Origin of the sequence: Chondrinema litorale (assembly GCF_026250525.1) — a bacterium.
GTDB lineage: Bacteria > Bacteroidota > Bacteroidia > Cytophagales > Flammeovirgaceae > Chondrinema > Chondrinema litorale.
Genome location: NZ_CP111058.1, coordinates 102,881 through 116,542, shown reverse-complemented (window position 1 = coordinate 116,542; position 13,662 = coordinate 102,881). Strand labels below are relative to the sequence as shown.

Annotated in this window: 9 protein-coding genes; 4 read left to right on the top strand and 5 right to left on the bottom strand. The window is 33.9% G+C overall.

Annotated features, from left to right (window positions below):
• Window positions 1-458: 458 nt before the first annotated feature.
• Window positions 459-1,862 carry a Gfo/Idh/MocA family oxidoreductase gene (locus tag OQ292_RS36260; protein WP_284689042.1) on the top strand — a complete coding sequence of 468 codons (1,404 nt, stop codon included), beginning with the start codon at window positions 459-461 and terminating at the stop codon, window positions 1,860-1,862.
• A 59-nt stretch (window positions 1,863-1,921) separates the two neighbouring features.
• Here OQ292_RS36260 and OQ292_RS36255 read toward each other — a convergent pair whose 3' ends face one another.
• The 5 genes from OQ292_RS36255 to OQ292_RS36235 all read right to left on the bottom strand — a co-directional run bounded on the left by OQ292_RS36255 (window position 1,922) and on the right by OQ292_RS36235 (window position 8,887).
• Window positions 1,922-2,722: a universal stress protein gene (locus tag OQ292_RS36255; RefSeq protein ID WP_284689041.1), complete on the bottom strand. Its 801-nt coding sequence runs from the start codon at window positions 2,720-2,722 to the stop codon at window positions 1,922-1,924.
• Window positions 2,723-2,782: 60 nt separating this feature from the next.
• The gene (locus OQ292_RS36250; RefSeq protein WP_284689040.1) at window positions 2,783-3,160 is read right to left on the bottom strand and encodes a rhodanese-like domain-containing protein; all 378 of its coding nucleotides are present in this window, start codon (window positions 3,158-3,160) and stop codon (window positions 2,783-2,785) included.
• Window positions 3,161-3,172: 12 nt separating this feature from the next.
• Entirely contained in the window at window positions 3,173-4,579 is a 1,407-nt protein-coding gene (locus OQ292_RS36245) for an MBL fold metallo-hydrolase (RefSeq protein ID WP_284689039.1), read from the bottom strand.
• Window positions 4,580-4,660: 81 nt separating this feature from the next.
• Window positions 4,661-5,461, bottom strand: a complete 801-nt coding sequence (locus OQ292_RS36240; protein WP_284689038.1) for a sulfite exporter TauE/SafE family protein — start codon at window positions 5,459-5,461, stop codon at window positions 4,661-4,663.
• Between the two features lie 186 nt (window positions 5,462-5,647).
• The gene (locus OQ292_RS36235) at window positions 5,648-8,887 is read right to left on the bottom strand and encodes a S41 family peptidase (RefSeq protein ID WP_431733809.1); all 3,240 of its coding nucleotides are present in this window, start codon (window positions 8,885-8,887) and stop codon (window positions 5,648-5,650) included.
• Window positions 8,888-9,678: 791 nt separating this feature from the next.
• On the opposite strand from OQ292_RS36235, the gene OQ292_RS36230 reads away from it, so the two are divergent.
• The 3 genes from OQ292_RS36230 to OQ292_RS36220 all read left to right on the top strand — a co-directional run bounded on the left by OQ292_RS36230 (window position 9,679) and on the right by OQ292_RS36220 (window position 13,610).
• On the top strand, window positions 9,679-10,326 hold the full coding sequence (locus tag OQ292_RS36230) for a ParA family protein (protein WP_284689037.1): 648 nt from the start codon (window positions 9,679-9,681) through the stop codon (window positions 10,324-10,326).
• A gap of 2 nt (window positions 10,327-10,328) precedes the next feature.
• Entirely contained in the window at window positions 10,329-10,670 is a 342-nt protein-coding gene (locus OQ292_RS36225) for a hypothetical protein (RefSeq protein WP_284689036.1), read from the top strand.
• Between the two features lie 270 nt (window positions 10,671-10,940).
• A complete protein-coding gene (locus tag OQ292_RS36220) occupies window positions 10,941-13,610 on the top strand; it encodes a PAS domain-containing sensor histidine kinase (protein WP_284689035.1) in 2,670 nt (889 codons plus the stop codon).
• Window positions 13,611-13,662 lie beyond the last annotated feature (52 nt).

The window sequence follows — 13,662 nt, the reverse complement described above, 5'->3', positions numbered from 1 at the left end:
TTTATTATTTCTGCTTAAATCCTTAAAAAAGTCATAGCACAGACACCTTATATATGTCATATATAGGTAGTGATGCATCTTAATCTTGTTGTAATAGCAGCTCCTTACATATGTCATAATAAGCTTATACCCCCTCCCTTAAATACGTCATACAACTCCTTATTACCGTCATATAAAGCCTTATATATGCCATATTTTTCCTTATCACTGTCATAAAAACCCTTATGGATGTCATACATATTATATATATATATTTGATTTTCAGGTAGTTATAGGTAGGTAAAACAATTAAAACTAATTAAAAGAATAAACACGTCTGTGTATAATCTATTCAGAATTAGTTTAAATACTCTAAACAGCGAAAATTAATAGCTGTAGCGGAAGTACGCTAATTTTTATTTTTATAATTTTATGTACGATGAAATAAATTATAATTCACAAACAATTCACAGTTAAATATGGAAAAGGGAATAACAAGAAGATCTTTTATTAACAAAACTAGTGCGGCTACAGCTGCAACTTTACTAGCAGGTTCTGGTGCCGCATTTTCATTTCCGCAAAGAGCAAAAAAAAGAGTTGTTCTAGTTGGTACAGGAATTAGAGGTGTCTCATTTTGGGGAAAAAGATTAGTAGAAAACTACTCAGACATATTAGAATTTGTGGGATTATGTGATATAAACCCAGGAAGATTAGAATTTGGCAAAAAACATATCGGAGCGAACTGCCCTACCTTTACAAACTTCGATGAAATGCTAGACAAGACTAAACCTGAACTTGTCATAGTTACCACGAAAGATGCCACCCACCACGAATTTGTCATAAAAACATTAGAAGCTGGCATTGATGTACTCACAGAAAAACCCATGACAACAGATGAGTATAAATGCGAGGAAATTCTAGAAGCTGAGCGTAAATCGGGTAAAAAGGTTTATGTAGGTTTTAATTATCGTTGGAGCCCTTATATGACTAAAATAAAAGAGTTACTAGCAGCGGGAATAATTGGTAAAGTTACCTCAGTAGATTTTCATTGGTATTTAAATAATTATCATGGAGCATCTTATTTTAGAAGATGGCATGGTTTGGAACAAGCTAGTGGAAGTTTGTTTGTACACAAATCTACACACCATTTCGATTTGGTAAACTGGTGGTTAGACTCTGATCCTGTTGAGGTTTATGCTATGGGTGATCTGGAACATTATGGCAATAATGGTAAAATAAGAGGTGCTAATTGCAGAAGTTGTTTACATCAGAAAGATTGTAAGTACTATTGGGACATAACCAAAGATAAAATGGCGATGAATCTCTACGCTAACAATGAAAAGTATGACGGTTATATTCGTGACAATTGCTTGTTTAGAGATGCGATCAACATCTATGATAAAATGTCGGCACAAGTTAAATATGCCAACAATATAGTTCTAAATTACTCACTTACTACTTACTCACCATTTGAAGGTTGGAGAATTGCCTTTAACGGACATGATGGTAGAATAGAAGCTTGGTTAGATATTCCTTACAACGACAAAAATAGCCTTTCTCAAGACGAATTACACAAGCAAGAAATGTCTCAGGGTAATTCTGACACTGATTACGAGCCAATTATAGTTCATAAAAATTGGGAAGATTACAAAACAGAACAAGTTGCCTTTAGCCGCGGTGGACATGGTGGTGGAGACAAGAGATTACAAGACAAAATATTTAGAACACCAAATGATCCAGACCCATTAAAATTAGCTGCTGGTTCTAGAGATGGTGCTATGTCTTGCCTTATTGGTGTAGCAGCTAGAAATAGTATAAAGACTGGTTTACCTGTTAAAATTGCAGATTTAACTAGTTTAAAACCAAGTGAAAATAGGGTTTAAACTGAAACTAAGGAAATTACTAGGAGACTCGAAAGTCTCCTTTTTTTATTATGACAAATTTATTCTTCAGGCAAATGAAAAGTAATAATTGGTTTGTTTATATGATTAACCAAATCTTCGGCTATACTACTTTTTTTCCAATGGTTAAAATCTAGATGGCGGTTTGTGCCGAGACTTAACATATCAAAATCATTTTTTGACAGAAATGATTCTATCCCCTCTTCAATTCCTAGATCATTGCTAAAAAAATGCATTTTTACATTTTCGAGTTTATTTTTTCTTGCGAAGTCACACATGTTTTTCTCCATGAGCAACTCACTCTCGTTGTCATCTGTTATTTTGAGAAAGTGCAATTTAGAGTCAAATATTGCTACAATGGTTTTTAGAATATTGAGCTCTTCAATTTCTATCTCATTTTTAAAATCATTAATGAATAGAATATTCTTAAAATCACTTTTTTTGCAACAGCTCATAAGAGATAGAACCGGTACGCTTGACCTTCTCACTATAATCTCTGTTTCGGAACCACCCAATTCTCTATCAATAGTGCCTTTAGTTCCCATAAGTACCAAGTCAAATTGACCATCTTCTAAAAAGTTGATGATTACTTCGTTGAGTTTTCCTTCGAGAATTACAGTCTCAATATTTGTGGGAAAGTCTGCTTTTAGTTTTTCCAGTTTTTTTAAACAGGCTGGTTTATCTTCACTGGAAGTGCTTTGAGATGGGGAATTTTCATCCTGCTGTGTTACAACATGTAGCAGGGTAATTTGTGCTTCAATTCTTTTTTGAATCTTTAAAGCCATATCAATGGCATAAGAAGCAACATCGCTAAAGTCGGTAGGGATTAGTATCTTTTTCATATCTACTAGGTTAACTCCGGTGAAACTCCCTAAATTCATTTCACCGGAATTTTTTTATTATTAAACTCTGCTAGTACCGAAGCTGGAGTTCCAAGCACCAATTCCACCACTAAGATTATATAATTTTTTAAAGCCTTTAGTCGCCATAAAACTACACGCAGAACTACTTCTATTACCACCTCTACAATACACAAAATATGTTTTATCTTTATCCAACTTATCAATTTTACTCGCAAAATCTGGAGAGTAAAGATTAATCATCTGATGTCCGGGTACACTTCCTTCTGCAAGCTCGGCTTCTGAGCGAACATCGATAATTACTGCATCTTCAGTTTCTTCAATTAATTGTTTGAAATCTCTGGCATTTACGTTTTTATAATACATATTCTGTGCGGTTTTTAGTCCTTTAAAAAGTCGCTCTAAAAGCTTATTAATCATTGTTTTAATTATTTATAAAGTTGATGGACAGACATAAGCTGTTTTATCAATTGAGGTTTCTGAAATTGCTTTAAAACCGCCGATTACATCAATTAGGTTTTCGTATCCTCTTGCTTTTAATATCGAAGCCATAATCATAGAGCGATACCCACCAGCACAGTGCAGGTAATAGGTTTTGTCCTTATCTATCTCTTGCATATGCTCATTTACATAGTCGAGCGGTTGGTTATCTGCTCCCACAACATGTTCAGATTGATACTCAGTTGGCTTTCTTACATCCATGATGTTAAGGTCTGCATTATCGATTTTTCTTTTTGCCAATTCTTCTGCGGAGATTGAAGTAATGGAATCGATTTCTTTACCAGCATTTTTCCAAGCTTCGATACCACCCTCTAAAAATCCTAGAGAATTGTCGTAACCTACTCTTGAAAGTCTCATCACCACTTCTTCTTCTCTACCTTCATCAGAGACGATTAATATTGGTTGTTTTATATCTGTAATTAGTGTACCAACCCAAGAGGCAAATGAACCATCAATACCAATAAAAATTGAATTTGGAATAAAGCCCTTATTGAAAACCTGTGCAGGTCTTGTGTCTAAAATGAGTGCTCCTTCACTATTTGCAATTTCTTCAAATGTTTCAGAACTCAATGGAACAGCGCCTTTTTTCATCACATCATCAAAACTGTCGTAACCTTCCTTGTTCATTTTTGCATTTTTAGCAAAATATTGAGGAGGTTTGGTTAATCCGTCCAACACTTTTGTAACGAACTCATCTTTAGACATTTCTTGAAGTGCATAATTCACTTCCTTTTGATGGCCTAAAGTGTCATAAGTTTCTTTACTCATATTTTTACCACAAGCCGAACCAGCACCATGAGCAGGATAAACAATTACTTCATTCTCTAAAGGCATTATTTTATTTCTAAGGCTGTCGAATAGAAGGCCTGCTAAATCTTCTTGGGTTACATCAGATTTAATGGCAAGATCAGGTCGCCCCACATCTCCAATAAATAGAGTATCACCAGAGAAAATCGCATGGTTTTTACCAGCTTCGTCTATAAGTAAGTAAGTGGTACTTTCAGGAGTATGACCAGGCGTATGTAAAATTTTAATTTTTACTTTTCCAATTTCAAAAGTTTCTCCATCTGTACCCTCATGTATGTCATAGTTAGTTTTAGCTCCTGGGCCATAAACTATGGTAGCACCAGTTTTTTTAGCTAAATCCACGTGTCCAGACACAAAATCTGCATGGAAGTGGGTTTCAAAAATATATTTAATTTTAGCGTTATTTCTTTCAGCTTTTTCAATATAAGGGGCTGTTTCTCTCAAAGGATCGATAATAGCTGCTTCTCCTTCACTTTCGATATAGTATGCACCTTGAGCGAGACATCCTGTATAAATTTGTTCTATTTTCATTGTTTTATCGATTTTGAATTATAATACTAAATTACAAGTGTAAATAATGTGAATATGTAACCATTGTTACACTGACAGAAATTATAAGAGTTCTTTAAGAATAATTGATATTCCCATTACTAAGACAAACACTCCAAAAGCTGGTTTAAGTTTTTTCCCTGAGATAAAATTAGATAACCAAGTACCTATAAAAATACCACCAATTGCCATAGTAGAAAAGATAGCAAGAATGCTCCAGTCTATTTCGTAGTTGGATACATCGCCTAAAAAACCAATAAGCGAATTAGTTGCTATAATAAGTAATGATGTACCTACTGCCATTTTCATAGGTAGTTTAGATAGTATAACCAATGCTGGAATAATTAAAAAACCTCCTCCTGCACCCACTAAACCTGTAAGTGTACCCACAACAATGCCTTCTAGCAAAATTGCTGGGTAGTTAAACTTTTGCGGAGCAGCTTCATCTTCCAGATCATTTTTGTTTTTCTTAATCATGTTATAAGATGCGGCGATCATCAGCATTGCAAACAAGATCATAACTCCATGATCTTTTGTTAGTGTGAAGTCTCCAATAGTTAGAATAGTATGAGGAATAGAAGGCACCAAGTATTTTCTGGTACTGTAAATGGCGATAATGGAAGGAAGCCCAAATATCGCTGCTGTTTTTATACTTACTCTATTTTTTTTGATGTAGTTGATTGAGCCAACAAGGCTTGAAAACCCAACAATAAAAAGCGAATAAGCAGTAGCTACAACAGGAGAAGTACCCATTAGGTAAACGAGTATCGGTACAGTAAGGATAGACCCTCCCCCACCGATTAAACCTAAAGAAACACCTATTAAGATTCCTCCTAGATAGCCTATAACTGTTAGTATATCCATGCTGTTGATTTTATGTTTTGCTTTAATATCAAATTTAATGGCAATTACAGGCTATGTTAGTAACAATTGTTACAATGAAGAGTGTTCGAAGTAATACTTTAAAAAATATTTTGGGAAGTGGAGTGTAAAATTTAAACTAAAAAAAACAGAGAACAGTTTTAAGTTTTGTTCTCTGTTTTATAAAAATCATCCTTTTTTAGGTCTTCTCCATTTTATAGGTGCTGCTGGCTCTGGTTTTAGCTCTACACCTTCTGTTTTAAGTTTCTCTAAGGCAATTTCTACTGCTTTTTCTAATTGAGGATCTTTACCAGCAATAATATCAGCAGGTTTTTGCATAACCTCAACATCTGGGCTAATACCAACTCCTTCTACTGCCCATTCACCATTTAGATCGTAAAAACCACCTCTTGGTGCTACCATTCTACCACCATCTACAAAAGGAGGTGTATCCCAAGTACCTACTAGACCACCCCAAGTTCTTGTCCCCACCAAAGTTCCAATTTCCATTTTATGAAATAGGTATGGAAGTAAATCTCCACCAGAACCGGCTCTTTCGTTGATAATCATCACTTTAGGGCCCCATATGCCAGCCATTGGTGTAGTAAATGGTTTATGGTCGCCTACTTTGCTGTTAAAGTATCCGTGTAGGTCTCTTGCCATCACATCTACCATATAATCTGCTGCTGAACCACCCCCATTGTTTCTCTCGTCTATAACTGCACCTTTTTTATCTTGCTGTGCAAAATAATATCTATTAAAGTACTCATAACCTTGTTGGCCAGTATTTGGCACATATACATAAGCCAATTTTCCACCAGAAAGCTGATCTACCTTTTTTCTGTTTTCTTCAATCCACTCAAACCTTCTAATAGCAAACTCATTACTAATAGGAATTACTGTAAAAGTTTTAGCTCCTTCTAAATCTGGTTTGCTGTTTACTGTTATTTCTACTTGTTTACCTACTGTTGCTTCAAAATAACTGTAGAGATTCTTATCCGTTTCAACAATTTTACCATTTACTTTTACAAGGTAATCCCCTTCATTCACATTTATACCTGGCCCAACTAAAGGAGCTTTTAAGTTGGCATTCCAATTACCGCCACTATAGATTTTAGAAATTTTGTATCCTTGTTTTTCTTTGATAAAATCTGCTCCTAGCAAACCAATAGAGATGTGCTTAACATCGGGCATATCTCCACCACGTGTATAAGAGTGACCTACAGAAACCTCACCACCTATAATATCTACAATATAATTGAGGTCTGTGCGGTGTTTAACATGTTTTACCCAAGGTTGATACCAATCGTAAACTTGCCTCCATGGTGCACCATGTACATTGTCCACATAAAGAAAATCTCTTTGGTATCTCCAACCTTCTCTAAAAATTTGTTGCCATTCATCTTGTGGATTTACTTTCACTTGCATACCCGAAGTACTTAGCTTGTCACCGCCTTTTCCATTTCCTGCAGTACCGACTATATCCCAAGTACTTCCACTTTTGTACAATAGAGATTTACGATCGTGAGAAACACTGGCTTCAGAAACATTTGTCAAAAACTCCTCTGCCTTTTTTTCTTGAAGATGGTATCTGTGTAAATTTTGAATTGGTTGACCTGGAATGTTTTCTGAGTAAAAAACATAGCCTTCTTGGCCTGCAAGTAAATATGTATAATCTTTTTCAGGAATGTCTAGTGCAATCATTCTATGCTCAATTCCATCAAAATCAATATTCACAGTAGGTTTGTCATCCTTTTTATCTTCTTTCTTTTCTTCATTAGCTTCAACTGCTTCATCACTTTGTGGGACTAAAGGCGATTTTTCATCTTTAGAAAGCACGGTAACATATAGTGCTCTAGTTATCGGATGTTCAAATGAGCTCATATCCAACCAACCGGTATTGAGCGCATAATTGGTACTTGATAGAAAATACAGATACTTACCACTTGCATCCCAAACTGGCGACATAGCATCAGACATTCCATCTGTTAATTGATGTATTTGCTTTGTCTCAACATTGTATACTTTAATAGCTTTTAGTTGCGTATCGAGCAATTTTGCATAAGCTATCCATTTACTATCTGGCGACCAAACAGGTTGCATGGTTCGATTTGGATGTGCATACCTGTCTGTATCAGCTTTTTCTAGTTTTCCATTTTCCAGTTGGATATACCACAGATTATAGTCTGTATCTGTAAAGGCGATAAATTTGCCATCTGGCGACCAAACTGGACTAAAAAAGAATGTTGGATTAGGGATTTTAAAGGTTTTTTTTATTTGCATTCCTTTTTGATCAGATATTACCAATTGGTATTCCCCGCTTTCATCTGTGAACCAAGCTATTTCATCACCATCTGGCGACCATGATGGGTACCTGTCTGCTGCGGCTGAATTATGGCTAATGTTTCTCCAATCGCCATATTCTTTGGGTACGGTAAAAATTTCTCCTCTATATTCAAAAAGTGCTCTGTTCCCTTCTGGAGATAAAGAGGCATTGCTTAGTCTACTAGAAGGAATGTTTTCCCATCTTTCTCTTGCCCAATCAAAATCTCCTTCTACATTGATGTTTAATTGTTTGCTTTCACCATTTTCTGGATTCAGTAAATGTAAATATCCTCCTTGTTCATACACGATTTGCTCAGGTCCAGCATCTAAGCTTTTCACATCAAAATCTTTATGAAAAGTCATTTGCTTTAATTCATCAGCTTCCGGATTAAAAGACCAGATATTATTCGCATAATCTCTTTCTGAAAGGAAATAAACTATTCCTTTATGCCACACTGGGTCAGTATGTCTTTCATTATCTGTTCTAGGAGTAGTTTTTAGTGAGTAATCTTTTGTATTTACAATCCATGTAGGTTTTGCTTGCCCCCCTCTGTAATTTCTCCATTCCGGATCCCAAAATCTAAATAGCTGATAAGCGATGTATTTTCCATCATCTGAGATTTCTCCTTTATAAGCCCTAGGTATGCTAAGTGCTTCTGGCATTCCTCCATCTATACTAATCGTGTAAAACTTTTCTTCTTTGGTAGGAGCTCCTTCCCTACCAGAATTAAATAAAACATTTTTGCCATTTGGTGTCCATCCACTTACTCTGTCTTCTCCAGGGTGCCAAGTTAATCTTTTAGGTTGCCCACCACTTGTAGGTAACGTATATACATCTGTATTTCCATCGTATTGTCCTGTAAAAGCAATCGTATTACCATCTGGCGAAAAATGTGGATGGTTTTCAGCACCAATATTACTGGTTAATCTCTTTGTTACTGTTCCATCGATATTGCTTAGCCATAAATCGTTTGCGTAAACAAATACGACTTTGTCTTTATAAATACTTGGCTCTCTTAGTAGTTGAGTACCTTGTCCAAAGGTATGATTTGAGATAGCTAGTAGTAGGGTTATTAGCATGTAATAACTTTTAACAACTTTCATATGACCTTAATGATTTAATGTGATTGTATCTTCTATATCTAAAATTCTATATTTCCTTTAAATATAAAAATCTTTGCTTGTCTATCATTCTCTTTATTAAGCTTAAGTTTAATTGAATGTATGTTGTGTAAACAATTATTACACTGTGTACATTAAATATTTTTTATTTCACCTGCTTGCACCAATAAATTATAAAATAGATTATATATTTTTTTGAGGTGAAGAATAAAAAGTATTATAAATTTTTCTTATCAGGAATTATAATCCGTAAATACTACACTGTGTACAGGTATTACAGTGAGTTCAAATGATTTTATCAATTCGATTCTATTATATCTTTATAAGAATAAATAATTTCTTAATGGAGACATTAAGCCTGTGAAAAATAAAGCGATCTAAATAAACTAGATGTAAAAGTGGGGCAATGACACATTTTTAAGTTTAAATATCATAAAATCCACTAAAAATGCTGAATTTACTGGTATGTTAGTATGATTTAGTATTTGGGTGCTCATCGATATTCAAAAAATATTGAATTTGTATATAATATCTAGATCTTGATAATAGTGGTTAATGATCTAATATACCTCTTACAGCAGTATTACATGTTGCACACTGTACACAGTGTGTTCTATATGATTTGTGAAAAATCTCTCCAATTAGAAAATAATTATTGGTCCTTTTAAAAAATTAAATCGGATGAAATTATTTCTCGACTTAATCTTTGCCAACTAAAAAATACTGTGTTACTTTGTGTGCATAGTAATAAGTGTGTTAAGTGTGTACATAATATGAGTAATACAGCGAAGTTTATTTGTTTTGCCACGCAAAAAGGTGGAAGTGGTAAAAGTTTTCTCTGCATGTCAACAGCTGCAGCTCTTTTTAAGAGAACTGATTATAAGCTATTGGTTATTGATGCAGACTTTCAGCAAACAGTTTATAAAGCAAGAGAGCTAGAAGAAGATGAGGAAACTGAAGGTTTTGATATTATTCCATTCAATTATGAAACTGATGATATCAATGCATTAATTAAATATGCTCAAGATAATTACGATTTGGTCTTAGTGGATACTCCTGGTAGGTTGCAAGGTTCAGATATTCAAATGCTACTTGCCGTTTCTGATTTTGTAATTACACCAATTGTAGCTGCAGCTTTTGATATTTCTAGTACAATGGATTTTGCAGCAACCATTAGTGATTTAAAAGATGAGTTTGGTTTTGAGTTATATGGAGTGCTAAACAAGAGAGATCAAACCTCTGAACACAAAGTGATAGAGCAACTGGAGTTTTCAGGATTAAAGATGTTTGAAAGTAATTTGAGATATCTAGCACGCTATAAGCGCCTTTCTTCACTAGAAGAAGTAGTTACAGAAGATAAAAAGTTTGATGAGTTTAATTTGTATTATCAGGAGTTTAAGAAGAAGTGTAAAATCAAATAGTTATGGCTAAAGAAAGACCCGAAGACAAATTACTAAAGTTTCAAAAGCAACAAAGAACTAAAAGTAGTACTCCAAGTTCTAATACTGGAAATGCAGGTTATACGCCAAAAAGCTATATGCGAAAGCAGGAGCGACCTCCTTCAGAAAAAGGAACTAAAGAAGGATATACTAGATATACTGTAATTGCTAATAAAGAACAGATAAGAGTAGCTAAGGCAATAGCATGGTTTGAGCGTAAAGAAATTAAGCATGTGATAGAAGAGGCATTGGACGAATACTTCCAACATTTTAACCTCAATAAGATATTAAAAGAGTACGAAGCGCAGGAGAAACGCAATTTATAGTGTACGTAATGTTTACTATGTACACAGAGTACACTCAGATTTCTTTCAACTATAAAATCCTAAAATGGGAAAAGTATACTCTATTTAATAGAATACTATACTATTTCAAGAAAATGATAAAAAATAGGTAAATATTGACCTAGGCAATTGGTTGTGATCAGGCAAAATATTAGTTTCATTATGCTAACGACTTTAATTCTAATTTTTCCCTGAATACCAGAAACCATATGGTTTCTAAGGTATATTGTTTTAGATCAATTCCGATTGTCAATGAATTTAAAGATTATTGATCAGCTTCTTTTATTTACAGAAGAAGTTTTAATAGAATTAACCGCAGAGGGAATTATAACTTATCTCTCTAATAACTGGGAAGAAAAAACTGGTTTGCCAGTAAATAGATTTCTAAATCAGCAATTGTTTAATTATTTATTAGATGATGAAGCTATAGATTTTAAACATTTTTTAAATAGTTCGGCCAGCTCATTTTCTCAGAAATTACAAATATCAATTGAGCATTTCCAATATAATACTGAGCCTCTTTTTTGCAAAGTTCAAAATGGAGAAGGACTCAAAATAGCAGGGAAATTAAAGTTTATTCCAAAACAAGAACAAATATCCCCTGATACATCATTTGTAAATCTTCAGGCTAAAAAGTATAAATCTGGCGATCACATAGCAAAACTTAGTCAAGTAGATTTTAAGAATTTACAGACAAAAGAATTAATTAGCCAGTTTACCAATGAAGTAAAATTGGGTTTTTGGGAGTATTATAAATCAAAACAGCAATTTGTATGGTCAACTGAGCTGTTTCACATCTTTGATTTGCCACAAAATACGCCTGTCAATTTAGATAAAATCTTTTCTTACTGCGATGAAGAATTTCGAGACGTATTAGTCTCAAAATTTAAACTCTTGTTAGAAGATAGGGTCGATTTTGATCTTACTGTAAGTATTAATATAGGAGTAGATCAAAAGAAATGGCTGAGGTTTATTGCTAAAAACAACAATTCAGAACAAGAGAGTGATAAGGTATATGGCATTATTCAAGATATTACCAATCAGATTGAGATTTTATTAGAGGCCGATAAAACTCGTACACAATTTCAATTAATTGCTAAAAATGCGAGTGGCCTTATCAGTACTCATTTTGAAGATGGTACATATAAATTTGTTTCTCCATCTGCCAAGCATTTAACAGGTTACGAAGCTGAAGAACTAATAGGCGCAAATCCTTTTGATTATGTTTATAAAAATGATGTAGATACTTATAAAAATCATGTATTTAAGGATCTGAATCCTAAAGAAGAAAATGTAGTACTACACAGGTTTATTAAAAAAGATAAATCATTAGTTTGGTTTGAGACTGTTACCAGTCCTATTTTAGTAGAAGAGGAGCTTATAGGTCATATTAGTTATTCCCGTGATGTAACGGAGAAAAGAAAGAATGAACTTGCATTGCAAAAAAGTGAACATCGGCTAAAACTGGTTTTAGATTCTGGTAAAATGGGAATTTGGGAATGGATGATACCAGAAGACAAGTGGCTGCTTTCTAACAATATGTTACAATTACTTGGGATTTCAACTGAAGATTTTTCTGGTAATGAACAGGTAATGTTAAAAAGTATCCATCCTGAAGATACCATTGTATTTTTAAATTCTTTAAAGAATGCGGTCAAATACAAAACTAAAAATTGGTCGATTACACATCGGCTAGTTGGAAATGCAAATAAGGTTGTTTGGCTCGAATGGAATGGTGAATTGTTTGTAGATAAAAATGGCCATCCAGAATACTTTATAGGTACTGCCTCAGATGTTACCACCAAAAAGGAATATGAAAGAGAGGTACGCAAACTTGCTTTGGTAGCTAAGAATACTGTAAATGCTGTAATTATTACAGACAAATATGGTAATGTGGAGTGGGTAAACGAAGGTTTTGAGGCGTTATTGGGTTACTCACTTGATGATGTTAGCGGCTACAACCCATTAGAATTTATAAAAGGCAAAGAAACAAACCTAGATATTTTAAAACAGTTTGAATTAGCCATTGAGCAGAAAAAATCATTTCGATCAGAGCTTTTCAATTATAATAAAAAGGGCCAAAAATATTGGGTAGAATTAAACTTGCATCCAGTATTTGATAATACAGGAAATCTCGAACGCTTCATCTTTATTCAAAATGATTTATCTCGATATAAAGAGCAAGAAGAGGAGATGATTCGACATAATGATAAACTCCAAAAAGCAAATGAAGAACTTGATAATTTTGTTTATCGGGTTTCTCATGATTTACGAGCTCCAATAAGTTCTAGCTTAGGTTTACTCGAAGTGATAGAAATGGAGAAAGAAGTGGAACACGGTAGTAAATATCTTGATTTACTTCGCAATAGTATGATCAGGATGGACAGTTTTATTAGGGATATACTCAACTATTCCAGAAATGCTCGAATGTCTATTAATGCGGAGACTTTTAACCTAATTGATCTTATTAATGAAACAATAGAGCATTATAAATTTATACACCGAGATATTTCTTTGAGAGAAATTAGAGATTATGAAAATACTTTGTACATCAGTTCAGATAGGTTGAGGTTGAGCATAATTCTTTCTAATTTAATTTCTAATGTGTATAAATTTTATAATCAGCATACTGATAAGCCGTATTTGTGGTTATCTGCCAAAGAAGAGAATAACACTATAGAGGTTATTATAGCCGATAATGGTATTGGTATACCAAAAGAGTTTGAAGTAAAAGTTTTTGATATGTTCTTTAGAGCGAGTAATCAGGGAGTAGGCTCTGGTTTGGGTTTGTATATAGCTAAAGAAACTATAGAAAAAATCGGCGGGCTAATATCTCTTAAATCTGTATTTGAAAAAGGTACCACAATTACCTTGATACTCCCCAAAAATTATCGATATGGCATTAAGCTTTTAAATAATTAAAAGAAATAGGCTCAATTATAGCCCCGAAAATAGAGAATTAATAAAGTCGGTA